General features: G+C 66.2%; 25 protein-coding genes. 22 read left to right on the top strand and 3 right to left on the bottom strand.

What is annotated here, in order from left to right; all coding sequences use genetic code 11:
* From rpsB to VEI45_RS08640, 3 genes are all read left to right on the top strand, one after another.
* A partial coding sequence (rpsB, locus tag VEI45_RS08650; protein ID WP_324852159.1) for a 30S ribosomal protein S2 occupies nucleotides 1–795 on the top strand: 795 nt, incomplete at its 5' end.
* A gap of 1 nt (nucleotide 796) precedes the next feature.
* A complete protein-coding gene (tsf, locus tag VEI45_RS08645) occupies nucleotides 797–1,636 on the top strand; it encodes a translation elongation factor Ts (protein ID WP_324852157.1) in 840 nt (279 codons plus the stop codon).
* An 11-nt stretch (nucleotides 1,637–1,647) separates the two neighbouring features.
* Nucleotides 1,648–3,054: an amidase gene (locus VEI45_RS08640; RefSeq protein WP_324852155.1), complete on the top strand. Its 1,407-nt coding sequence runs from the start codon at nucleotides 1,648–1,650 to the stop codon at nucleotides 3,052–3,054.
* 43 nt (nucleotides 3,055–3,097) lie between these two features.
* Here the strand turns inward: VEI45_RS08640 and VEI45_RS08635 are convergent, their stop codons facing one another.
* Entirely contained in the window at nucleotides 3,098–3,517 is a 420-nt protein-coding gene (locus VEI45_RS08635; RefSeq protein ID WP_324852153.1) for a MarR family transcriptional regulator, read from the bottom strand.
* Nucleotides 3,518–3,562: 45 nt separating this feature from the next.
* Here VEI45_RS08635 and VEI45_RS08630 point away from each other — a divergent pair, with 45 nt between their 5' ends.
* On the top strand, nucleotides 3,563–4,258 hold the full coding sequence (locus tag VEI45_RS08630) for a class I SAM-dependent methyltransferase (RefSeq protein ID WP_324852151.1): 696 nt from the start codon (nucleotides 3,563–3,565) through the stop codon (nucleotides 4,256–4,258).
* A gap of 291 nt (nucleotides 4,259–4,549) precedes the next feature.
* On the opposite strand, the gene VEI45_RS08625 is transcribed toward VEI45_RS08630, so the two are convergent.
* Nucleotides 4,550–4,792 carry a CsbD family protein gene (locus VEI45_RS08625; protein WP_324852149.1) on the bottom strand — a complete coding sequence of 81 codons (243 nt, stop codon included), beginning with the start codon at nucleotides 4,790–4,792 and terminating at the stop codon, nucleotides 4,550–4,552.
* A gap of 433 nt (nucleotides 4,793–5,225) precedes the next feature.
* Between VEI45_RS08625 and pyrH the strand changes: the two genes are divergently transcribed.
* From pyrH to VEI45_RS08585, 8 genes are all read left to right on the top strand, one after another.
* A complete protein-coding gene (gene pyrH, locus VEI45_RS08620; RefSeq protein ID WP_324852164.1) occupies nucleotides 5,226–6,014 on the top strand; it encodes a UMP kinase in 789 nt (262 codons plus the stop codon).
* 50 nt (nucleotides 6,015–6,064) lie between these two features.
* Complete coding sequence (gene frr / locus VEI45_RS08615; RefSeq protein WP_324852147.1) at nucleotides 6,065–6,622, top strand: ribosome recycling factor; 558 nt, start codon at nucleotides 6,065–6,067, stop codon at nucleotides 6,620–6,622.
* A 23-nt stretch (nucleotides 6,623–6,645) separates the two neighbouring features.
* Entirely contained in the window at nucleotides 6,646–7,560 is a 915-nt protein-coding gene (locus VEI45_RS08610) for a phosphatidate cytidylyltransferase (RefSeq protein WP_324852145.1), read from the top strand.
* A 41-nt stretch (nucleotides 7,561–7,601) separates the two neighbouring features.
* Nucleotides 7,602–8,681 (top strand): 23S rRNA (adenine(2503)-C(2))-methyltransferase RlmN, encoded by a 1,080-nt coding sequence (rlmN, locus tag VEI45_RS08605; protein WP_324852143.1) that lies wholly within the window; start codon nucleotides 7,602–7,604, stop codon nucleotides 8,679–8,681.
* Nucleotides 8,682–8,751: 70 nt separating this feature from the next.
* Nucleotides 8,752–9,252 (top strand): redoxin domain-containing protein, encoded by a 501-nt coding sequence (locus tag VEI45_RS08600; protein WP_324852141.1) that lies wholly within the window; start codon nucleotides 8,752–8,754, stop codon nucleotides 9,250–9,252.
* 24 nt (nucleotides 9,253–9,276) lie between these two features.
* A complete protein-coding gene (locus tag VEI45_RS08595; RefSeq protein WP_324852139.1) occupies nucleotides 9,277–10,158 on the top strand; it encodes a cytochrome c biogenesis CcdA family protein in 882 nt (293 codons plus the stop codon).
* Nucleotides 10,159–10,213: 55 nt separating this feature from the next.
* The gene (locus tag VEI45_RS08590; RefSeq protein WP_324852137.1) at nucleotides 10,214–10,693 is read left to right on the top strand and encodes a histidine kinase; all 480 of its coding nucleotides are present in this window, start codon (nucleotides 10,214–10,216) and stop codon (nucleotides 10,691–10,693) included.
* Between the two features lie 50 nt (nucleotides 10,694–10,743).
* Nucleotides 10,744–11,553: a DUF4097 family beta strand repeat-containing protein gene (locus VEI45_RS08585; RefSeq protein WP_324852135.1), complete on the top strand. Its 810-nt coding sequence runs from the start codon at nucleotides 10,744–10,746 to the stop codon at nucleotides 11,551–11,553.
* 5 nt (nucleotides 11,554–11,558) lie between these two features.
* Here the strand turns inward: VEI45_RS08585 and VEI45_RS08580 are convergent, their stop codons facing one another.
* Nucleotides 11,559–11,813: a DUF2631 domain-containing protein gene (locus VEI45_RS08580; RefSeq protein ID WP_324852133.1), complete on the bottom strand. Its 255-nt coding sequence runs from the start codon at nucleotides 11,811–11,813 to the stop codon at nucleotides 11,559–11,561.
* Nucleotides 11,814–11,892: 79 nt separating this feature from the next.
* Here VEI45_RS08580 and dxr point away from each other — a divergent pair, with 79 nt between their 5' ends.
* The 10 genes from dxr to VEI45_RS08530 form a co-directional block, all read left to right on the top strand.
* Nucleotides 11,893–13,110: a 1-deoxy-D-xylulose-5-phosphate reductoisomerase gene (dxr, locus tag VEI45_RS08575; protein ID WP_414687432.1), complete on the top strand. Its 1,218-nt coding sequence runs from the start codon at nucleotides 11,893–11,895 to the stop codon at nucleotides 13,108–13,110.
* On the top strand, nucleotides 13,107–14,312 hold the full coding sequence (locus tag VEI45_RS08570) for a M50 family metallopeptidase (RefSeq protein ID WP_324852130.1): 1,206 nt from the start codon (nucleotides 13,107–13,109) through the stop codon (nucleotides 14,310–14,312). The genes dxr and VEI45_RS08570 overlap by 4 nt, the downstream gene beginning before the upstream one ends.
* A 29-nt stretch (nucleotides 14,313–14,341) precedes the next feature.
* On the top strand, nucleotides 14,342–15,499 hold the full coding sequence (gene ispG / locus VEI45_RS08565; protein WP_324852128.1) for a flavodoxin-dependent (E)-4-hydroxy-3-methylbut-2-enyl-diphosphate synthase: 1,158 nt from the start codon (nucleotides 14,342–14,344) through the stop codon (nucleotides 15,497–15,499).
* Nucleotides 15,500–15,555: 56 nt separating this feature from the next.
* Nucleotides 15,556–16,410, top strand: a complete 855-nt coding sequence (locus VEI45_RS08560) for a GNAT family N-acetyltransferase (protein ID WP_324852126.1) — start codon at nucleotides 15,556–15,558, stop codon at nucleotides 16,408–16,410.
* Between the two features lie 211 nt (nucleotides 16,411–16,621).
* The gene (locus tag VEI45_RS08555; protein WP_324852124.1) at nucleotides 16,622–18,448 is read left to right on the top strand and encodes a penicillin-binding transpeptidase domain-containing protein; all 1,827 of its coding nucleotides are present in this window, start codon (nucleotides 16,622–16,624) and stop codon (nucleotides 18,446–18,448) included.
* Between the two features lie 186 nt (nucleotides 18,449–18,634).
* Nucleotides 18,635–19,219, top strand: a complete 585-nt coding sequence (locus VEI45_RS08550; RefSeq protein ID WP_324852122.1) for a DUF1707 SHOCT-like domain-containing protein — start codon at nucleotides 18,635–18,637, stop codon at nucleotides 19,217–19,219.
* Nucleotides 19,220–19,247: 28 nt separating this feature from the next.
* Nucleotides 19,248–20,114: a type I methionyl aminopeptidase gene (map, locus tag VEI45_RS08545; protein WP_324852120.1), complete on the top strand. Its 867-nt coding sequence runs from the start codon at nucleotides 19,248–19,250 to the stop codon at nucleotides 20,112–20,114.
* Between the two features lie 103 nt (nucleotides 20,115–20,217).
* Nucleotides 20,218–21,726, top strand: a complete 1,509-nt coding sequence (locus tag VEI45_RS08540) for a cobyric acid synthase (RefSeq protein WP_324852118.1) — start codon at nucleotides 20,218–20,220, stop codon at nucleotides 21,724–21,726.
* A gap of 204 nt (nucleotides 21,727–21,930) precedes the next feature.
* A complete protein-coding gene (locus tag VEI45_RS08535) occupies nucleotides 21,931–22,482 on the top strand; it encodes an alpha/beta hydrolase (RefSeq protein ID WP_324852162.1) in 552 nt (183 codons plus the stop codon).
* Nucleotides 22,483–22,523: 41 nt separating this feature from the next.
* The coding region (locus VEI45_RS08530; RefSeq protein WP_324852160.1) for a glutamine synthetase family protein at nucleotides 22,524–23,620 on the top strand (1,097 nt) is incomplete at its 3' end.

Raw genomic sequence — 23,620 nt, 5'->3', positions numbered from 1 at the left:
CACTTCGGGCATCAGACCCGTCGCTGGAATCCCAAGATGAAGCGGTTCATCTTCACCGACCGCAACGGCATCTACATCATCGACCTGCAGCAGACGCTGACCTTCATCGACAAGGCGTACGAGTTCGTCAAGGAGACCGTCGCGCACGGCGGCTCGGTGTTGTTCGTCGGTACCAAGAAGCAGGCGCAGGAGTCCATCGCCGCCGAGGCCACCCGCGTCGGCATGCCGTATGTCAACCAGCGCTGGCTGGGCGGCATGCTGACCAACTTCTCCACTGTGCACAAGCGGTTGCAGCGCCTCAAGGAACTCGAGGCGATGGAGCAGACCGGCGGCTTCGAGGGCCGCACCAAAAAGGAGATCCTGGGCCTGACCCGGGAAAAGAACAAGCTGGAGCGCAGCCTGGGCGGTATCCGCGACATGGCGAAGGTGCCGTCCGCGGTCTGGGTCGTCGACACCAACAAGGAGCACATCGCCGTCGGCGAGGCTCGCAAGCTGGGTATCCCGGTGATCGCGATCCTCGACACCAACTGCGACCCCGACCTGGTCGACTACCCGATCCCGGGTAACGACGACGCGATCCGCTCGGCGGCTCTGCTGACCAAGGTGATCGCCTCGGCGGTAGCCGAGGGCCTGCAGGCGCGTGCCGGCCTGGGCCGTGGCGACGGCAAGCCCGAGGCGGAAGCCGCCGAGCCGCTGGCTGAGTGGGAGCAGGAACTGCTCGCTTCGGCCACAGCGTCAGCGGAAGCCAGCACGTCGTCCGAAACCCCAACCGAATCATCCTCCACGGAAGGCTGATATGGCCAACTACACCGCTGCCGATGTCAAGCGACTTCGCGAGCTGACCGGCGCCGGCATGCTGGACTGCAAGAACGCACTGGCCGAGACCGACGGCGACTTCGACAAGGCCGTCGAGGCGCTGCGGATCAAGGGCGCCAAGGATGTCGGCAAGCGTGCCGAGCGAGCCACTGCCGAGGGATTGGTCGCGGCTAAGGACGGCGCGCTGATCGAGCTGAACTGCGAGACCGATTTCGTCGCTAAGAACGCGGAGTTCCAAAAGCTCGCTGTCGAGGTGGTGAGCGCTGCCGCGGCGGCCAAAGCTGAGGACGTCGACGCGCTCAAAGCGGCCACGATTTCTTGGAGCCAGGCGACAACTACCGTCGAGCAGGCAATCGCCGAGCTGTCGGCCAAGATCGGGGAGAAGCTCGAACTGCGCCGCGTCGCTTTCCTCGACGGCACCGTCGAAACCTACTTGCACAAGCGTTCTGCCGACTTGCCGCCGGCCGTCGGCGTGCTGGTGGAGTACTCGAGCAGCGGAACCGCCGCAGAAAAAGAGGCCGCGCATGCCGTCGCGCTGCAGATCGCCGCGCTCAAGGCCCGCTACCTGAGCCGTGACGACGTCCCCGACGACGTGGTGGCCAGCGAACGGCGCATCGCCGAAGAGACCTCGCGTGCCGAAGGCAAGCCCGAACAGGCGCTGCCCAAGATCGTCGAGGGTCGGCTCAACGGGTTCTTCAAGGACGTCGTGTTGCTCGAGCAGCCGTCGGTGTCCGACAACAAGAAGACGGTCAAAGCGCTGCTCGACGAGGCCGGTGTCACAGTTACGCGATTCGTCCGGTTCGAGGTCGGCCAGCAGTAGCATCGGCGGAGATGCGATACGTACACGCGTTCGGAGACGATGCCCTCGGCGACCTAGACGCGGTTGGTCTGGTCGATGCCATCCAGTCCGGGCGGGTAGGCCGGGCCGAGGTCGTCGAGGCGGCGATCGCCCGCACCCAAGCCGTCAACGCCGCCGTGAACGGCTTGGCTTATCAGGCCTTCGACCGGGGCCGCGCCGAGGCGGCCGCGCCCCCCAGGGGTGGCTTCCTCAGTGGCGTACCGACATTCGTCAAGGACAACGTCGACGTCGCCGGGCTGCCGACGATGCTGGGTACCGACGCGTGGACCCCGCGGCCGGCCGACGTCGACGGCGAATTCGCGCAGCTCTACCTTGCCACCGGCATGACGTCGCTGGGCAAAACGCAGATGTCGGAGTACGGGTTCAGCGCGTCGGCCGAACACCCGCGAATTGGACCGGTTCGCAACCCATGGAACACCGACCACACCGCGGGCGCGTCGTCGTCGGGATCCGGCGCCTTCGTCGCCGCCGGCGCGGTACCGATCGCGCACGCCAACGACGGTGGTGGCTCGATCCGAATTCCCGCTTCCTGCAACGGACTTGTCGGGTTAAAGCCGTCGCGCGGCCGGCTGCCGCTGGATAAGGAAGTCGGCCGGATGCCGATTCGCCTGGTCGCCAACGGGGTGCTTACCCGATCGGTGCGCGACACCGCGGCTTTTTACCGCGAAGCCGAACGCATCTGGCGCCCAACGAAACTGCCGCCGATCGGGGACGTGACGCGCCCCGGCAAGCAGCGGCTGAGGATCGCCGTCATCACCCGTTCGCTACTGCGTGAGTGCAGCGCCGAAGTGCGGGAGCTGACGCTGAAAACCGCCGGGCTGCTCGAAGAGCTCGGCCACCGCGTCGACCACGTGGAACAGCCGCCGGTGCCTAACAGCTTCGCCTCCGATTTCTTGCTGTACTGGGGGCTGCTGGCAACCGGCCAGATCCACCTCAGCCAACGCGCGGTCGGCTTCGACCGCACCCGATTGGACAACCTGACTCTGGGCCTGGATCGGCTCGCCCGCCGCAACATGCACCGCCTCCCGTTGGCGCTCGTGCGCCTGCGCGGCGCGCGCCGGCACACCGCGCGCTTCGCCCGAACCTATGATGTGGTGCTGACCCCGACGCTGTCGCACGAGACGCCGCCGATCGGTTACCTCGACCCGACCGTCGACTATCAGCAGATCATCGACCGGCTGCAAGATTGGGTCGCGTTCACGCCGCTGCAGAACGTGACCGGCGAGCCCGCTATCTCGTTGCCGCTGGCCGAATCCGCCAACGGGTTGCCGGTGGGCATGATGCTCTCCGCCGCCATGGGAGCCGAAGTCCGGCTACTGGAATTGGCTTACGAATTGGAAGCGGCCCGGCCGTGGGCCCGTATTCAGGACGCCCGGTGACGATGCCGGCCGCGACGGCCTGCTGAGGAGCCGGACCATCGGGTCAGTCAGATCCCAGCGCTGCCAGCATCCGTTTGAACTCCCGCTGCTCGGCTGCGGACAGCTTTGCGAGGACACGGGCGTCGGCACCTCGCACGGCAGCCTCGGCACGCTTCAACAGCGCCCGGCCTGATCCGGTCAGCGTGGCCGGCAGCGCACGACCGGACGGCACCGACGCGGGTCTGGTCACCACCTGTGCGCTTTCTAATCGGTGCAACACCGTGTTCATCGCCTGCGGTGAGACATTGCCTTCCCGGGACAGTTCGGCGCTGGACATCCCGGGAGTCATGGAAAGCATTCGCATGCAGACAAATTCGGGCAGTGTCAGACCCAGCGGGCTCAGCACCGCAGCCACCTCCGGTCGCAGCGCAGCGACCACCTGGTGCAGCAGGTATCCGAGTGGCGCGTCCTGTGTTGTGGTCATATCAATCATCTTGACATATATCAGGAAGGTTGATATACATCGGTTATGACTGAAGTAGCGAAGTTCGATTTCGATTTCGATCCGGCCTACCGCGGCGAGACCGCCGGGTTCGGGGCGGGCGCCCGACCACCGTGGAGCCTCGGTGAGCCACAACCGGAGATCGCGGCGCTCATCGATCAGGGCAAAATCAAGGGTGACGTGCTCGACGCCGGCTGCGGTGAAGCGGCGCTGTCGCTGCATCTGGCGGCGTTGGGTCACAACACCGTTGGGCTGGATGCCTCGCCCACCGCGATCGAGCTGGCCAAGGCCGAGGCGGCCAAGCGTGGATTGACAAACGCTTCGTTCGAGGTGGCCGACATCACTGACTTCACCGGCTATCCGACCGGTTCTGAAGGGCGTTTCAACACGATCGTGGACAGCACGCTGTTTCACTCGATGCCCGTCGAGCTGCGCGACGGCTACCAGCGGTCAATCGTTCGCGCCGCAGCGCCCGGCGCGTCCTATTTTGTGCTGGTCTTCGACAGAGCGGGAATGCCCGACGGTCCGGCCAACCCGGTCACCGAAGACGAGTTGCGCGACGTCGTGTCGCAGTACTGGGTCATCGATGAGATCCGGCCCGCAAGGATTCACGCCAACGTTGCGGACGGCGGCCCGATCGATTTCCCCGTCGCTGACCTGCGCGATGAGGGCAACGGGCGCAAGTCCCTGCCGGCCTGGCTGCTGTCGGCGCACCTGGGCTGAAGCCGCGAGAGTCGTTACTGCTGGGCACTGGCCGACAAAGACGGCTTCCGGCCTCGTCGCCGCCAACTGTCGGGCTTGGCGGAATTACACCAGCGCGGCCGGCAACACCGTGTGGGCCATGGTCGGCCCGGAAAACCGCTTCTGACGATTACATAGACCGGAAGTATCACGACGTGCAGGGCGGTATTTGGGTGAAAGCCGCTGTGGCAGATCGTAATCGGCCCACAGCGGGCGGACTCCGGACAGCCGATGGGGCCCGATCCATCAGGACCGGGCCCCATCTCGATCGGTTTAGTGCTGGTGGGACTGCTGGCGCTTTTCGGCCGCCTCGGCACCGCCTCGAGCGGCTTCAGCTTCGGCTTCCTTCTTGGCGGTGTCACGCTGCGCTTGTGCCTTGTCTTGCTGGGCTTTGCCCTCGTGCTCGAGATCTTTGTTACCCAGCACGCTGCCGACGGCTTCCTTGGCTAGGCCCTTGGCGCCTTCGACAACACCTTTCACGGCTTCCTCGGGCCCACTCTTCTTGTCGTCCGACATGGAGTCCCCTCCTCATTGGTTTATGTCGAGCTGACTTGCTCGGCAACCGGCCGTTGGCTGGACCGATTTCGGGCGCGGCCAAAAGCGCTTCTAGTGTTGGCTTTTGCGCTTGGCTATAACACGCCGCTTGCAGGGGATTCCCGCGGCACGGGACGCTCAAACCCGTGCGCGCGCCGACCCGCCTGACACTTGGCGCGGTAAGGTTTTCAGCGCAGGTAGGACGGCTGAATTCGGGTCCCTGTGGGGCCGAACACGGCCTCGCAGGCGACCGATTCCGTCAGCCACGCGCGGGTAGACAGCCGAGGGCCTCGACTTACCCAATCCGGTCCAGTCTTAGGACGCGCGGCCTGGCCATAAGGCAGGATGGACCGTGCTGTTTGGGATAGCCGTCTTGGGGGAGAGCTGGATGGTGCCCTCTCATGCGAGGAGTCTGATGACAGAGCAGGAGCCGACGAGCCCCAACGGCGCCGATGCATTTCCTCCCGACGGATATCCCGTCGGCGAACCGGCGAGTCGGCCCAAGTACGCCCGCGTGCTGCTCAAGCTCGGCGGCGAGATGTTCGGCGGCGGGCAGGTTGGGCTTGATCCCGATGTGGTGGCGCTCGTGGCCCGTCAGATCGCCGAGGTGGTCCGCACCGGCGTGCAGGTGGCTGTGGTTATCGGCGGCGGGAACTTCTTCCGGGGCGCACAACTCCAGCAACGCGGTATGGAGCGCACCCGCTCGGACTATATGGGGATGCTCGGCACAGTCATGAACAGCCTTGCGTTGCAAGACTTTCTAGAAAAAGAGGGCATCGTCACCCGGGTTCAGACCGCGATCACCATGGGCCAGGTCGCCGAGCCGTACATTCCGCTGCGCGCGCGGCGCCATCTGGAAAAAGGACGTGTGGTGATCTTCGGCGCCGGCATGGGGCTGCCGTATTTCTCGACCGATACGACCGCCGCGCAGCGGGCATTGGAGATCGGTGCCGATGTGGTCTTGATGGCCAAGGCGGTCGATGGCGTGTTCACCGAGGATCCGCGAGTGAATCCTCGGGCCGAGTTGCTTACCGCGATCACTCACCGGGAAGTTATCGACCGGGGGCTGCAGGTGGCTGACGCCACAGCATTCAGTTTGTGTATGGACAATGGCATGCCGATTCTGGTCTTCAACCTGCTTACCGATGGCAATATTGCTCGCGCGGTTGCGGGTGAGAAGATCGGAACGCTGGTCACCAGCTGATCGCGCCAGCGACGATGCAGAGCGCGCAGCGATGAGAAGGAGCGGCGCAGATGATTGACGAGACTCTCTTCGACGCCGAAGAGAAGATGGAGAAAGCGGTGTCGGTCAGCCGTGACGACCTGTCGACTATCCGGACCGGCCGAGCCAACCCGAGCATGTTCTCCCGCATCGTGATCGACTACTACGGTGCGGCCACCCCGATCACCCAGCTGGCCAGCATCAATGTCCCCGAAGCACGCCTAGTCGTCATCAAGCCCTACGAGGCGAGCCAGCTCGGGCCCATCGAGACCGCGATTCGCAACTCAGACCTCGGCGTGAATCCAACCAACGACGGCACGTTGATCCGGGTTGCGGTGCCGCAGCTGACCGAGGAACGTCGTCGTGAGCTCGTCAAGCAAGCCAAGGCCAAGGGGGAGGACGCCAGGGTCTCGGTGCGCAACATCCGCCGCAAGGCGATGGAAGAACTGCACCGCATCCGCAAGGAAGGCGAGGCCGGCGAGGACGAGGTCGTGCGCGCGGAGAAGGACCTGGACAAGACCACCCACCAGTACGTGACCCAGATCGATGAGCTGGTCAAGCACAAAGAAGGCGAGCTGCTGGAGGTCTAGCGGCCGCTCAGCAAACGATGGCTGTGGCAGACACTGATACCGGCGCAGACACCCCGGCCGAGGGTTCGTTGCAAGAGCCCTTGGAGAAGAAGCAGAAGAAAAAGTCACGGGCCGGCCGAAACCTGCCCGCTGCGATCGCCGTCGGCGCAGCAATCGGTTGCACCATCATCGCGATCTTGATTTTCGACAAAATCCTGTGGCTCCCGCTGGTCGCCGCCGCCATTGCGATGGCCAGCCATGAGGTGGTGCGCAGGCTCCGGGAGGCTGGTTTCGTCATCCCGGTCGTCCCGCTTTTGCTTGGCGGCCAGGCCACGGTCTGGCTGACCTGGCCATTTCATGCGGCCGGCGCGCTCGCCGGCTTCGGCGCCACGGCCGTGGTCTGCATGTTCTGGCGGTTGGCGCTTCAAGGCGGGCACGCGTCGCACGGCTCCGAGTCACCGCCGGCAAACTATCTGCGGGATGTCGCGGCCACGGTCTTCCTGGCCGCCTGGGTGCCGTTGTTCGCGTCGTTCGGGGTGCTGCTGGTCTATCCCCATGACGGGTCGGGGCGGGTGTTCTCTCTGATGATCGGCGTGGTGTGTTCGGACGTCGGGGGCTATGCCGTGGGCGTGCTGATCGGAAAGCATCCGATGGTCCCGTCGATCAGCCCGAACAAGTCATGGGAGGGCCTGGCCGGTTCACTGTTGTTCGGCGTTACCGCGACCGCTCTCACGGCTATCCTGCTGGCGCACAAACCGATTTGGGTCGGGGTGCTGCTGGGCTTCACGCTGGTCGCCACTGCCACCCTCGGCGACCTGGTGGAATCGCAGATCAAGCGTGATCTCGGCATCAAGGACATGGGACGGATTCTGCCCGGCCACGGCGGCTTGATGGACCGTCTGGACGGAGCGCTGCCGTCGGCGGTGACGACCTGGATCGTGTTGACGCTCGTGCACTGACCGGCGCCGCTCCCTCGGCGAGGACGGATACTGGTCGTGCGATGAAGCAACAGCTGGTATTCGAGGCACCGCGTCGAGGGCTGCCGCCACGGCATCTGGCCGACCTTGATGAAGCCGAGCGCGTGGACGCCGTCGCCGCGCTGGGCCTGCCGCCGTTTCGCGCCAAACAACTCGCCCACCAGTACTACGGTCGGCTGATCGCCGACCCGCAGCAGATGACCGATCTGCCGGCTGCGGTCCGCGGCCAGGTGGCCGAAGCCCTCTTTCCGAACCTGCTGACTGCCACCCGGGAAATCGCATGCGACGCTGGCCAGACTCGAAAGACGCTGTGGCGGGCCGTCGATGGCACCACCTTCGAGTCGGTGCTGATGCGCTACCCGCAGCGCAACACGTTGTGCATTTCATCGCAGGCGGGCTGCGGCATGGCCTGCCCGTTCTGCGCTACCGGCCAGGGCGGTCTGACCCGAAACCTGTCGACCGCCGAGATCGTGGAACAAGTACGCGCCGCGGCCGTGGCGGTGCGGGACTACTGGGGAGATCGGTTGTCCAACGTGGTGTTCATGGGGATGGGGGAGCCGCTGGCCAACTACGCCAGGGTGCTGGCCGCAGTGCGCGGCATCACGGGAGGTTTCGGAATCTCGGCGCGATCGGTCACGGTGTCCACGGTCGGACTGGCCCCGGCAATCCGCAAACTCGCCGACGAGCGGCTCGGCGTGACGCTGGCGCTGTCATTGCACGCTCCTGATGACGAGCTGCGTGACACGTTGGTGCCGGTCAACAACCGGTGGAAGATCGGCGAAGCGCTGGACGCTGCCCGCTACTACGCCGACGTCACCGGTCGGCGGGTTTCGGTGGAATACGCCCTGATCCGCGACGTCAACGACCAACCGTGGCGGGCAGACCTGCTGGGTAAGCGGCTGCATCGCGCGCTCGGTCCGCTGGTGCATGTGAACGTCATTCCGCTGAACCCGACGCCGGGCAGCGACTGGGACGCCAGCCCGAAGTCCGCTGAGCGCGAGTTCATCCGGCGGGTCCGCGTCGGCGGCGTGCCCTGTACAGTGCGCGACACCCGCGGCCGCGAAATCGCCGCCGCGTGCGGCCAGCTCGCCGCCGAGACCTAAGCGCATCGCTTGAACCGGACGAAGGCAATCAACGTCTCCACCGTGTAGCCTCAGCAAAGGAGACGAGCATATGAGAGTCCGACTCTTGCTTGGAAGATTGGCCCTCGGCGTGGCAGCTGCCGCCTTGGTTTTCGGGCTGATTAGTGCGCCGCGGGTGCTGGCGGCCGATGATCGATTGCAGTTCAACGGGACCACGCTCAGCGGTGCGCCCTTCAATGGCGCAGCCTTACAGGGCAAGCGCGCCGTGCTGTGGTTCTGGACGCCGTGGTGTCCGTTCTGCAACGCCGAAGCTCCCGGTCTGAGCCACGTGGCCGCCGCTAATCCAGGGGTCACCTTCGTTGGCGTGGCCGCCCACTCCGACGTTGGGGCGATGCAGAACTTCGTCTCGAAGTACAACCTGAACTTCACCATGCTCAATGACGCCGATGGCTCGATCTGGGCACGTTACAACGTGCCGTGGCAGCCGGCCTGGGTGTTCTACAACTCAGACGGGACGTCCGCGTTTGTGAACAACCCCACCGCGGCGATGTCCCAGCAGGAGTTGTCCGATCGGGTGACGGCGCTGAAGTAGCTGACCTAACGGCGGGGCGACATTGTGGACCACGGCCTGGTCAGCTTGGCGTTCGCGGCCGGACTGGTCGCGGCGCTGAATCCATGCGGGTTTGCCATGCTGCCCGCCTACCTTGTTCTGGTAGTACGCGGCGAGGGCGCCAGTGAGCCCGAGACTCGCACCAGTACGTCGACGGGGTTAGCCGCGGTCGGCCGGGCCTTGGCGGCCACCGCCGGGATGGGCCTGGGGTTTTTGACGGTGTTTGGGCTGTTCGGAGCGCTCACCATATCGGCGGGCGCCACCGTGCAGCGGTATCTGCCGTATCTGGTCGCGGCGATCGGCATTGTGCTTGTCGGCCTGGGGATTTGGCTTCTGTTAGGCCGAGAGCTCACGCTGTTTCCCCCCCGGTATCCGGGCGGGCGATGGGCTCCGACGGCTCGGCTCGGGTCCATGTATGGCTACGGCGTGGGCTATGCGATCACCTCGCTGTCATGCACCGTCGGCCCGTTTCTGGCGGTCACCGCCGCCGGCCTGCGCCGCGGCTCGCTGATCGGGAGCGCGTCGATCTATCTCGTCTATATCGCGGGCCTCACCTTGGTCGTCGGCGTGCTGGCCGTCGCCGCAGCGGTCGCGAGTTCGGCGGTGGTGAATCGCCTGCGGCGAATCTTGCCGTACGTCAACCGAATCAGCGGCGTGCTGCTGGTTCTCGTCGGGCTGTATGTGGGCTATTACGCCCTCTACGAGATCCGGCTGCATACCGGCCGCGGCCCCCAGCCCGATGCGTTCCTCGCAGCGGCCGGCCACGTACAAGGCGCGCTCGCCGGATGGGTGCACCAGCATGGCGCATGGCCGTGGGTCCTGGCGTTCGCCGCGCTGGTGGCGTGTGCACTCGTCGCCGCCGTGTACCGACGGGCGCGGCGCAGCTGACGGGCGCACCAAGATGACGGTTGTGGTGACATCAAAATGATGTCACCATGACATCATGGATTTGCAGCCGTACGTGGACGCGGTACGCCACGAGCTGAACCTGGCCGCTACGGCCGGCGGCGCCGAGGCGCAAGCGCTGGCCGATCGGCTCAGCGCGCCACTGGAGTCGGCGATCCGCCTGGCCCTGCTGGAGGCGCTATCGGCCGGCGCCGAAGAGATCACCAGCGAGCTCGCCCCACGTTCGGTAGAAGTCCGGCTGCGCGGCCGCGATCCGGAGTTCGTTGTCAGTGCTCCGCTCGACGAGCCGTCGGCTCACGGGTCCTTCGACGTCGCGTTCGGCGACGACGACGGCGGCACCTGGCGAATCACCCTGCGGCTTCCGGAGAGTTTGCGGGCCGCGGTCGAAGCCGCGACGCGCAAGGACGGATCGTCGCTGAACGCCTGGCTGGTCCGCGCGGTCGCGGCGGCCGTGCAGGCCAAAGCCGGTCGGGCCACACCCGGTAGCGCCCGGCAAGTTACCGGCTGGGTCCGCTGATATCGAACGCCGCCCTTACCGAACGCCGCCCTTACCGAAGGAGAAAACCAATGCCCACTTTTGACACCCCTGAGCCCATCGCGGTTCGCATCGAGGCCGCGGCCGGTTCCGTCCAGCTCGTCGCGACCGACCGCGACGACACGGTGGTGACGGTGCGCGCCCACGACGAGTCGCGCGCTGCCGACCTGCGCGCAGCCGACCAGACCCAGGTGCACTACAACAACGGCGAGCTGACGGTGTCCGCGCGGCGCAGCTTCGCGCTGTTCCGCGGCGGCGCAGCCGACATCGACATCGCGCTGCCGTCGCGGTCGCGGCTGAAGGCGTCGGTGGCTTCGGCGGACGTGCGCGCCCAGGGCGGATTCGCCGATTGCAAGATCGCGTCGGCCAGCGGCGACGTCGACCTCGACGTGGTCGAGGGAAACCTCAAGGCGGCCACCGCTTCCGGGTCGGTTACCGTGCAGGCGGTCGCTGGCGACGCGTCGGTGGCGACGGCGTCCGGCAACGCGACGATAGGTGAGCTCGACGGAGATCTGGTGTTCAAGGCCGCCAGCGGCGACCTCAGCGTTGCGCGGCTGTGCGGCGGCCTGCGCGCGCAGACGGCGTCCGGATCGGTCGCCGTCACGACCGCGGTACGCGGCGCGATCTCCGCGTTCACCAGCAGTGGTGACGTCGGGGTCGGCGTCGTCGAAGGCACCGCCGCCCGGTTGGACTTGATCACCGGCTCAGGCGCGGTCACCAACCTGCTGGAGTCTGCCGATGGACCGGCCGAGGGCGACGACACACTGCTGATTCAGGTGCGCACCGGCTCCGGGGACATCGACATCCACCGGGCGGTTGCGACGCACAGCACGGCGGGGTGAGCTGCCTACCTGAGCCAGCCGCGCCGGCGGCCCCACCAGTCGCGCACGACGAAGAAGAGGATCACGGCCGCGAAGCCGATCAAGTAGAGGTTCTCGATGTGGCCGACGTGATTGCCGTCGAGCATTGCCAGTAACAGGCCGACGATGCACAGCCCTACGATGCGCCAGTTGCGGTGGTTGATCTTGCTCCAGCCCCAGTTCGCGGACGGCACGTCAGCGATGTCGACCCCGCTGGCGTGCTCCACCTCGGTACTGGCCACGGCAACTCCTCGGCTCGGAACGTTGATGCTCCGACATTCTGGCACATACCGGGTTGCGGCGGCGCGGCACAATGGTTGGGTGACCAACCGCCGTGACGGCCGCGCCGAACGTAACGCTGGCGTGACGTTCGACCGTTGCACGCGGGTTTTGGTGCTGGGCAGTACCGGCTCCATCGGCACCCAGGCGCTGGACGTCATCGCCGCCAACCCGGATCGCTTCGAGCTGGTCGGGCTGGCCGCCGGCGGCGCAAACCCGGACCTGCTCGCGCGGCAGCGCGCCGAGACCGGCGTCACCAATATCGCCGTCGCCGACGAGCTCGCCGCGCAGACCGTCGGCGACGTCGCCTACCACGGCCCCGACGCGGTCACCCGGCTGATCGAGAACACCGAGGCGGACGTCGTGCTGAATGCGCTGGTCGGCGCGCTAGGCCTGCAGCCGACGCTGACCGCGCTGGCCTCGGGCGCCCGGCTGGCCCTGGCGAACAAGGAGTCGCTGATCGCCGGCGGACCGCTGGTGCTGCAGGCGGCGCGGCCCGGCCAGATCGTGCCGGTGGACTCCGAGCACTCCGCGCTGGCGCAATGCCTGCGCGGCGGCTCCGCCGACGAGGTCGCCAAGCTCGTGCTGACCGCCTCCGGCGGGCCGTTCCGCGGCTGGTCGCCCACTGAGCTCGAGCACGTCACGCCCGAGCAGGCCGGCGCCCATCCGACCTGGTCGATGGGGCCGATGAACACCTTGAACTCGGCGTCGCTGGTCAACAAGGGACTCGAGCTCATCGAAGCCCATCTGCTCTTCGGCATCCCGTACCGGCGCATCGAGGTCGTCGTGCACCCGCAGTCGATCGTGCATTCCATGGTCACGTTCACCGACGGCTCGACGATCGCGCAGGCCAGTCCGCCGGACATGAAACTGCCGATCGCGCTGGCGCTCGGCTGGCCGGCCAGAGTGCCCGGTGTGGCCGCGGCCTGCGATTTCTCCACCGCGTCGAGCTGGGAGTTCGAGCCACTGGACAACCGGGTCTTCCCGGCCGTCGAGTTGGCCCGTCAGGCCGGCGAGACGGGCGGCTGCATGACCGCCGTCTACAACGCCGCCAACGAACAAGCAGCCGAGGCCTTCCTGGCCGGCCGGATCGGCTTCCTGGCTATCGTGCGCACGATTGCCGATGTCCTGAGCGCCGCCGACCAGTGGAGCGCCGAACCCGCTACCGTGGAAGAAGTACTCGACGCGCAGCGCTGGGCCCGCGCGAAGGCGAGGCGCCTGATTGAACGAGTCGCACAGGAGGTTCTACCGACACGATGATGTTCGTTATCGGCATCGTGCTGTTCGCGCTCGCCATCCTGATTTCGGTGGCGTTGCACGAGTGTGGTCACATGTGGGCCGCCCTTGCCACGGGGATGAAAGTGCGCCGCTACTTCGTGGGCTTCGGGCCCACGCTGTGGTCGACCCGGCGCGGCGAAACGGAGTACGGCGTCAAGGCCATTCCGGCCGGCGGGTTCTGCGACATCGCGGGCATGACGTCAGTCGAGGAACTTCAGCCCGACGAGCATGACCGCGCGATGTACAAGCAGACGACCTGGAAACGCGTCGCGGTGTTGTTCGCCGGCCCGGGCATGAACTTCGTCATCGGCTTGGTGCTGATCTACGCCATCGCGGTCATGTGGGGACTGCCGAACCTGCATCCCACTGCGGTGATCGGCCAAACCGCTTGTGCGGCTTCGGAAATCAAACAAGGCCAGTTCGAGAAGTGCACCGGCGACGGGCCTGCGGCGGCCGCCGGGATCCGAGCCGGCGATGTGGTGGTCAAGGTCGGCGACACCCCGGTCACCGACTTCTCCGACATGGCCGCCGCCGTGCAAAAACTGCACGGCACCGTTCCGATCGTGATCAAGCGCGACGGCCAAACGACGACCAAATACGTCGACATCGAGCAGCGGCAGCGCTGGGTCACCGATGGCAAGGGTGGCGCGAAGCCGTCGACGATCGGTGTGATGGGCGTGGTGGGCTCCGCAACCGGGCCCACGCAGTACAACGTGGTCACCGCGGTGCCGGCCACCTTTACCTTTACCGGCAACCTGTCGGTTTTGCTGGGCAAGTCGCTGGTCGCCATCCCGACCAAAATCGGTGCGCTGGTGCACGCGATCGGCGGCGGGCAGCGTTCGCTCGATACGCCGATCAGCGTGGTCGGCGCCAGCATCATCGGCGGCGACACCGCCGACCACGGCATCTGGATGGCGTTCTGGTTGTTCCTCGCGCAGCTGAATTTCATCTTGGGCGTCATCAACTTGCTGCCGTTGCTGCCGTTCGACGGCGGGCACATCGCCATCGCGGTGTTTGAAAAGCTGCGCAACATGGTCCGGTCGGCCCGCGGGAAGGTCGCGGCTGCGCCGGTCAACTACCTCAAGCTGATGCCCGCTACCTACGTAGTCTTGGTGCTGGTGGTCGGTTACATGCTGTTGACGGTGACTGCCGACGTGGTCAACCCGATCCGACTGTTCCAGTAGGCCTAACAGAAAGGGAGAGAAGGCAAACCGTGACCACAGGTCTGGGTATGCCGGCGGCCCCGGCGCCCACGTTGGCGCCACGACGCAAGACGCGGCAGCTGATGGTCCGCGATGTGGGGGTGGGTAGCGATTATCCGATTTCGGTGCAGTCGATGTGCACCACCAAGACGCACGACATCAACTCGACCTTGCAGCAGATCGCCGAGCTGACCGCCGCCGGCTGCGACATTGTCCGGGTGGCGTGCCCGCGGCAGGAAGACGCCGACGCGCTGTCCGCGATCGCCAAAAAGAGCAAGATCCCGGTGATCGCCGACATCCACTTCCAGCCGAAATACATCTTCGCGGCCATCGATGCCGGCTGCGCCGCAGTGCGGGTAAACCCCGGCAACATCAAGGAATTCGACGGACGGGTCGGCGAGGTGGCCAGGGCGGCCGCTGCTGCCGGCATCCCGATCCGCATCGGCGTGAATGCCGGTTCGCTGGACAAGCGGTTCATGGAGAAGTACGGCAAGGCCACGCCCGAGGCGCTCGTCGAGTCGGCGCTGTGGGAAGCCTCGCTGTTCGAAGAGCACGGCTTCTCCCAACTCAAGATCAGCGTCAAGCACAACGACCCGGTCGTGATGGTCGCCGCTTACGAGCAACTGGCTGCGCAGTGCGACTACCCGCTGCACCTCGGCGTCACCGAGGCCGGTCCGGCTTTCCAGGGCACCATCAAGTCGGCGGTCGCGTTCGGCGCGCTGCTGTCGCGGGGCATCGGCGACACCATCCGGGTATCGCTGTCCGCACCGCCCGTCGAAGAGGTCAAGGTCGGCACCCAGATCCTCGAGTCGCTGAACCTACGGCCGCGCTCGCTGGAGATCGTGTCCTGCCCGTCGTGCGGTCGCGCCCAGGTCGACGTCTACACGCTGGCCAACGAGGTCACCGCCGGGCTCGACGGCCTCGACGTGCCGCTGCGGGTGGCCGTGATGGGCTGCGTCGTCAACGGTCCGGGGGAGGCGCGCGAGGCCGATCTCGGCGTCGCGTCGGGCAATGGCAAGGGCCAGATCTTCGTCCGCGGTGAAGTGATCAAGACGGTGCCCGAGGCGCAGATCGTCGAGACGCTGATCGAGGAAGCCATGCGACTCGCCACCGAGAAGGGCAGTACGGACACAACAGCAAGCGGTTCCCCTGTTGTGACCGTAAGCTGAGACGTGGCCCACTCGGGCTAAACAGTCGGTCTCTGAGAGAGCCAGAAAGAGTCAGCATGTCGGCTCCGCCCATCCGTCGCATGGTCAGCGAGCGACGGGTGTCGGTAGTGCGCGACGCCGCCGCGGTGCGCCGTGTCTTTGACGACGATCCGGTCGGGTCATGCATGGTCGCCGCCCGGGTAGCTGATCACGGCATCGAGTCCAACGCGATCGGTGGCGAGTTGTGGACGCGCCGCGGCCCCGACGAGTCGCTGTGTTACGCCGGCGCGAACGTGATTCCGCTGCGCGGCCGACTGGGCGACCTATACGCGTTCGCCGACGCTGCGCTGACCGCGTCGCGGCGGTGTTCGTCACTGGTTGGCCGGGCCGAGCTGGTCATGCCGATGTGGCAGCGACTGGAGCCGGCCTGGGGCCCGGCCCGTGATGTGCGTGAGCACCAGCCGTTGATGTCGCTGAACACGATGCCGACCTGTGACATCGATCCGGACGTGCGCCAGGTGCGGCCCGACGAGATCGACACCTACCTGGTGGCCGCGATCGACATGTTCATCGGCGAGGTCGGCGTCGACCCGCGGATCGGCGACGGCGGCCGCGGCTATCGGCGTCGGGTCGCCAGCCTGATCGCCGCTGGCCGTGCGTGGGCCCGCTTCGAGAACGGCGAGGTGGTCTTCAAGGCTGAAGTCGGGTCTCAGTCGCCGGCGGTCAGCCAGATTCAAGGGGTTTGGGTGCATCCCGAGCGGCGCGGGCGAGGTCTCGGGACGGCCGGTACCGCGACGCTGGCAGCGGTGATCGTGGGCACCGGGCGCATCGCCAGCTTGTACGTCAACGACTTCAACACGGTCGCCCGGGCCACGTACGACCGCATCGGCTTCGTCGAAGTCGGCACCTTCGCGACGGTCCTGCTGGACTAAAGCCCGACCGTCGTTGCGCGACGTCGAGTGTGCATTCTCGGCGACGACACGCCGGAGGCCTCCAACCTCAGCGCACGCTTGGCGCCTTGAGCGCACTCTCAAGCCCCCAAGGTGCGACGGTCTCTCGCTGGCCGTCGTAACGATGTCTTGCTGGATGGATCTCGGTGCGCCTCCGCCGGTCGTGGGGCACGGTTTCATAACATCAGCCTCAATGGCAACAAGAACCACATCGATATCACGGGCATCAGCGGCGAGCTTTGCCTTGACGGTGCTTGTCACGACGACCGCGGTGTCGGCCTGCACTCCTCGTCCAGACGGCCCCGCGTCGGCAGCCCAGCGGTTCTTCGCTGCGTTGTCCACCGGCGATACGGCCGCGGCCGCCGAGCTCAGCGATGCTCCCAGTGACGCGCGCGAAGCGCTCAACGCGGCCTGGGCCGGGCTGCAAGCCAGCCGCTTGGACACCCAGATCCTCGGCGCGAAATACACCGAGGACATCGGCACGGTGAACTATCGCTACACCTGGCATCTGCCGAAGAACCGCACATGGACCTACGACGGCCAGCTGAAAATGGCCCGCTACGAAGGGCATTGGCAGGTCCGGTGGAGCACCACCGACTTGCATCCACGCCTCGGCGAGCATCAGACGTTCGCGCTGCGCGCCGACCCACCACGACGTGCCGCGGTGAACGAAGTCGGTGGCACCGACGTGCTGGCCCCCGGCTACCTCTACCACTACACACTCGACGCCTCTCGGGCTGGCGGCTACCTGATCACGACGGCCCGTGCGGTGGTCGATGCGCTGCACCGGTTCGACGACACGCTCAACGACCCGCAACGACTCGCCGAGCAGACCAGCTCGTTGGGCAGGCCGATGGATTTGATCACGTTGCGCACCGACGACAACAACAACGTCGCCCCCGCGATCGGCAACCTGCCCGGCGTGCTGATCACCCCGCAGGCCGAGCTGCTGCCGACCGACTACCATTTCGCCCCGGCCCTGATAAGCCAGGTGAAGAAGGCCGTGGTCGACGAACTCGACGGCCAGGCGGGCTGGCGGGTGGTCAGCGTCAACCAGAACGACGTCGACGTCGCGGTGCTGCACGAGGTGGAGCCGTCGCCGGCGCCGTCGGTCTCGATCAGCCTGGACCGGGCCGTGCAGAACGCCGCTCAGCATGCGGTGGACAACCAGAGTCGCCAGGCCATGATCGTGGTGATCAAACCCTCGACCGGGGAGATTCTCGCCGTCGCCCAGAACGCTGCCGTCGACGCCGTCGGTCCGCTTGCCACCACCGGCCTCTACCCGCCGGGGTCGACGTTCAAGATGGTCACTGCGGGCGCAGCCCTTGAGCGCGACTTGGCAAGCCCGAATACGCTTTTGGCGTGTCCCGGCGAGATTGACATCGGGCATCGCACCATCGCCAACTACGGCGGGTTCGATTTGGGTGTGGTGTCGATGTCACGGGCATTCGCCAGTTCGTGCAACACCACTTTCGCCGAGTTGGCCAGCCGGATGCCGCCCCGCGGTTTGACGCAGGAGGCGAGCCAGTACGGCATCGGACTGGACTACCAGGTGGATGGCATCAGCACGGTCACCGGTAGCGTGCCGCCGACGGTCGATTTGGCCGAGCGCACCGAGGACGGCTTCGGTCAGGGCAAGGTGCTGGCCTCACCGTTCGGTATGGCGCTAGTCGCAGCCACGGTGGCCGCCGGAAAGACCCCGGTGCCGAAGCTGATCGAGGGACGGTCGACGACGATCACCGGCAACACCACACCGATCAGCGAGAAGGTGATCGACGGATTGCGCCCTATGATGCGGCTGGTGGTCACCAACGGCACCGGTAAGGATATCGCCGACTGCGGCTCGGTGTTCGGGAAGACCGGCGAAGCCGAGTTCCCCGGCGGTTCGCATTCCTGGTTCGCCGGCTACCGCGGCGATATGGCGTTCGCTTCGCTGATCGTCGGGGGCGGCAGTTCGGAGTACGCGGTGCGGATGACCAAGTTCATGTTCGACGTGCTGCCGGCGGATTATCTGGCCTGAAAGCGGTTGTGTGGCAACCATCCCCACAGTAGCCAGACAAAGGCCAGTCGCCCGGCCGCGCTAGTTGCAGCGACCGGGCGACAGGATCCTGATGACTGAGTCGACAGCCCATCCCTGTGAGGTTGTCGAACTGCCCTCGACCGACCGGTGAGCCCGCGCACTCGGTGGCGGTAGATTAGTAGCGCCATGACGCGCCCTGAGGAACTGACCGAACTGCGGGTGTCCGATGCCGACCGCAACGGCACGCTGCGCCGACTGCACAATGCGGTCGCGCTCGGGCTGATCGATATCAGCGAGTTCGAGGAACGCTCGTCGCACGTCTCCTACGCCCGGACCCGCAACGAGCTGGACAGCCTCGTCGGTGATCTGCCCGGGCCGGGGGCGATCGTCACGTCTGCGGCCGACCGGGTGGAGCTGCGCGGCTGGGCCGGGTCGCTGAAGCGGCACGGGCAATGGACCGTGCCGACCCGGCTGGCATTGGTGCGCCGGATAGGGTCGGTCGAGCTGGACCTGGTGAAGGCGCGATTCGCCGGGCCGGTCGTCGTCATCGAGCTCGACATGAGGTTCGGGTCGGTGGAGATCCGGCTGCCCGACAGCGCGAGCGCATCGATCGACGACGTTCAGGTCTACGGCGGCAGCGCCAGTGACCGCCGGAAGACTCCGCCGGCTGAGGGCACCCCGCACGTGGTGCTGACCGGCCGGGTGGTGTGCGGCTCGGTCAAGGTCAAAGGACCACGCCGGTCGTTGCTGCGTCGGCGTCGGCGTGTTTGACCCCCGCGAGACCGATACGCTGGTCGGTATGCCTGTTCGTCCTGTTCGTTCTGAGCTGTCCGCCGGCGTGCTGTCGCCGACACTTCCGGTGCCCAAGTCGATCCCGCGCCCGGAGTATGTCGGCAAGCCGACCGCGCGGGAGGGCACCGAGCCGTGGGTGCAAACACCCGAAGTCATCGAGAAGATGCGAGTGGCCGGCCGGATTGCGGCCGGCGCGCTCGGCGAAGCGGGCAAGGCGGTCGCGCCCGGCGTGACGACCGACGCCCTGGACCGCGTCGCACACGACTACATGGTCGACCACGGCGCCTACCCATCGACGCTCGGCTACAAGAATTTCCCCAAGTCGTGCTGCACGTCGCTGAACGAGGTCATCTGCCACGGCATCCCCGACTCGACGGTGATCGAAGACGGCGACATCGTCAACATCGACGTCACCGCCTACATCGACGGCGTGCACGGTGACACCAACGCCACGTTTCTGGCCGGCGATGTCTCGGAAGAGCACCGGCTGCTCGTCGAGCGCACCTGTGAGGCGACGATGCGGGCGATCAAAGCCGTCAAACCGGGCCGTGCGCTGTCGGTGATCGGCCGCATCATCGAATCCTACGCAAACCGATTCGGCTACAACGTCGTTCGCGACTTCACCGGTCACGGCATCGGTACGACCTTTCACAACGGGCTGGTCGTGCTGCACTACGACCAGCCGTCTGTCACCACGATCCTCGAGCCCGGGATGACGTTCACCATCGAGCCGATGATCAACCTGGGCGCACTGGACTACGAGACCTGGGACGACGGCTGGACCGTGGTCACCAAAGACCGCAAATGGACCGCGCAATTCGAGCACACGTTGCTGGTCACCGAGTCCGGCGTGGACATCCTCACCCTGCCGTGACGCTTCTATCGCGAGCAGACATAAAAGCCCCCGACACGCCGGGGCGTGAGGGGCTTTTGGTGGGGGTACCTCCCGCTTGCGGGGGACTGCTCGCCACACGAAGGTGAGCGGTGCGTTGCTGGTCGCCGGCACCACCTCCGATGCCGGGAAGTCGGTGGTGGTTGCCGGGCTCTGTCGGCTGTTGGCGCGCAAGGGTATCCGGGTCGCGCCGTTCAAGGCGCAGAACATGTCGAACAATTCCGCGGTCACCCTCGAGGGCGGTGAGATCGGCCGGGCCCAGGCGATGCAGGCGCGCGCAGCCGGTCTGGCGCCCAGCGTGCGGTTCAACCCGATTCTGCTCAAACCCGGCGGCGATACGACCTCGCAGCTGGTGATCCGGGGACAGGCCACCGATTCGGTCACCGCGGCCGAGTACTGGTCACATCGCAACCGGTTACTCAGTGTCGTGCTCAACGAATTGTCGCAATTAAGAGACGAATTCGATGCGGTGATCTGCGAGGGCGCCGGATCGCCAGCCGAAATCAATTTGCGGGCAACGGACTTGGTCAACATGGGCCTGGCCCGACCCGCGAAGCTGCCGGTGATTCTGGTCGGCGACATCGACCGCGGCGGGCTGCTGGCCCATCTGTTCGGGACACTGGCGGTGCTCGAACCCGACGACCAGGCGCTGGTCGCCGGGTTCATCGTAAACAAGTTCCGCGGTGACGCCGCGCTGCTGGAGCCGGGATTGCAGCAGCTCGCCGAGCTCACCGGTCGGCCGACCTACGGCGTGCTGCCGTACTGCGACGACCTCTGGCTCGACGCCGAGGATTCCGTCTCGGTGCTGGCCCACCGCGTCATCGGCAGACCGCAACTGCCGCGCGGCTCCCAATGGCTGCGGGTCGCGGTGCCCCGGCTGCCGCGGATCTCCAACTCCACCGATATCGAAGCGCTGGCCTGCGAACCCGGTGTGCTGGTGCGATGGGTCAGCCAACCCGCCGATTTGGCCGATGCCGACGTGGTCGTGCTGCCGGGCACGAAGGCCACCGTCGCCGACCTGGGCTGGCTGCGTGAGCGCGGGTTGGACCAGGCCATCCGCGCGCATGCCGCGTCCGGCCGGACGGTGCTGGGTATCTGCGGTGGCTTCCAGATGCTGTGCCGCCGGATCGACGATCCGGTTGAAAGCCGGTCGGGCCGGGTCGATGCAATGGGGGTGCTCGACGCCGACATCGTGTTCGCCCCCGACAAGGTGCTGCGCCGGTGGGAGGGTTCGCACGGTTCGCTCATTGGCTACGAGATCCACCATGGGCGGGTGGCCGGCTGCACGGAGGCCGCGTGGTTCGACATGGACGGCTGCCCACAGGGGTATCGGCGCGGCCAGGTATTCGGCACGCACTGGCACGGCCTGTTCGACAACGACGACTTCCGCCGTCGTTGGCTGACCGACGCCGCGGCGGCAGCGGGCCGGGACGGTTTTGTGGTAGCTGATGACACTGATGTTTCGGCGCGACGAGATGGCCAACTGGATGTGATGGCCGACTTATTGAACGCCCACCTCGACGTCGATGCAGTCATCGGGCTGTTGGACGGTGGCCCACCGCCGCGCCCGACGGTGGTCGCCGCCCTTCGTTGACAACATTGTCAGTCGTTCCAAAATGACCGGCAATAAACTTTTTTCGCAAAGGCCGTTCCTTATTGTCGCTGTCATCGTCGCGAGAGTGACCGCCAGTTCTATGTTGCGAGAACGTTTCCAACTGAGATTGTGTTAAGGAACTGCGCGAAAACCTCCCGCGCGCGGGCCAATTGACGGTAACTTGCTTGCGTGCTCTCGACGATGATGACAACCGTCGACGGGTTTCCCATCCAGGTCAGCGACACCGGTCCGGACAAGGGCTCCGTCGTGGTGTTGCTGGGCGCCGCGCAGCGCGCGCCCGCCGCCTATGACGCGGTATGCGACCGTCTGCATACCGCGTCGCTGCGGACGATCGTCCTCGGCCCGGAACCACGCCTGACACCCAAGTCGGTCGTCGGCATCCTCGACTCGCTCGACATCAATTGGGGCGTGCTGGTCGGCGACCGTGTCGGCGGTGAGCTGGCCTGGGAGTTGGCGGCGACCAGGCTGGACCGTTTCACTGGTCTGGTGGCCATCGACCGCGGGCATCCGCGGGTCGCCGATGCCACCGGGGTGATCCGCGACAACCACTGTCCGCCGGTCGAGATCAACACAACCGCGCTGGTCAGCACGCCGGCTGCGCAGGCGGTGGCCCGCGCCAGCCAGCGGTTCGTTTACGGCGACTACCGTGTCGTGGAGTTGCTTGCCCGGCGTAACGCGCACGAGTCGACCGCCCAACTGGCCGCCGAGATCGTCCTGCGCACCAGCACCTGGTGACGGAAAACCATCGCCCTGGCGGCACTGACGGCGATGCGCATTTGTCGCGGAACGAGCTGGGGCGACTGACAGCCGCCGGTGATGTCGATACGGTGATCGTCGCGTTCACCGACATGCAGGGCCGGCTGATGGGCAAGCGGGTTTCCGCGCGGTTCTTCGTCGACGAGGTGGCCGAACACGGCGCCGAGTGCTGCAACTACCTGTTCGCCGTCGATGTCGACATGGCCACCGTCGGCGGCTATGCGATGTCGGGCTGGGACACCGGGTACGGCGACATGGCGATGCGGCCGGACCTGACGACGCTTCGGCTCACCCCCTGGTTGCCCGGCACGGCGCTGGTGCTGGCCGATTTAGCTTGGCACGACGGCAGCCCGATCGAGCCGGCACCGCGTCGCGTCCTGCGCAGCCAGCTTGACCGGCTAAATCAACGCGGACTGCGCGCCTACGTCGGCACCGAACTGGAATTCATGGTGTTCGAGGACACGTATCGGCAAGCCTGGGCGAACGGCTATCGCGGGCTGACTGCGGCCAGCGACTACAACATGGACTACGCGGTGATGGCTTCCAGCCGCATGGAGCCGCTGTTGCGCGACATCCGGCAGCAGATGCAGGTCGCTGGTCTGCGCTGGGAGGCGTCCAAGGGCGAGTGCAACTTGGGTCAGCAGGAGATCGGGTTTAGTTACGACGAGGCGCTGGTCACCTGCGACAACCACAGTATTTACAAGAATGGGGCTAAAGAAATCGCCGACCAGCACGGCAAGTCTCTGACATTCATGGCGAAATACGATGAGCGCGAAGGCAACAGCTGCCACATCCACCTGTCGCTCCGGGCGGCGGACGGGGCGGCGGTGTTCGCCGATCAGGACCAGCCGTTCGGCATGTCGCAAACATTCCGCAGCTTCGTCGCAGGGCAGTTGGCCACATTGCGAGAGCTGATGATGTTTTACGCGCCGAATATCAACTCCTACAAGCGGTTTGCTGATCGCAGCTTCGCACCTACCGCGGTGGCGTGGGGATTGGACAACCGGACCTGCGCGCTGCGTATCGTCGGTCAGGGCGACAATATGCGGGTGGAATGCCGAGTGCCCGGCGGCGATGTCAACCAGTACCTGGCCGTGGCGGCACTGATCGCCGGCGG

The organism is Mycobacterium sp. (assembly GCF_035623875.1).
Classification (GTDB): Bacteria; Actinomycetota; Actinomycetes; order Mycobacteriales; family Mycobacteriaceae; genus Mycobacterium.
Note: the sequence above shows the minus strand (reverse complement) of the source record. Positions and strands in the feature narration are given on the sequence as shown.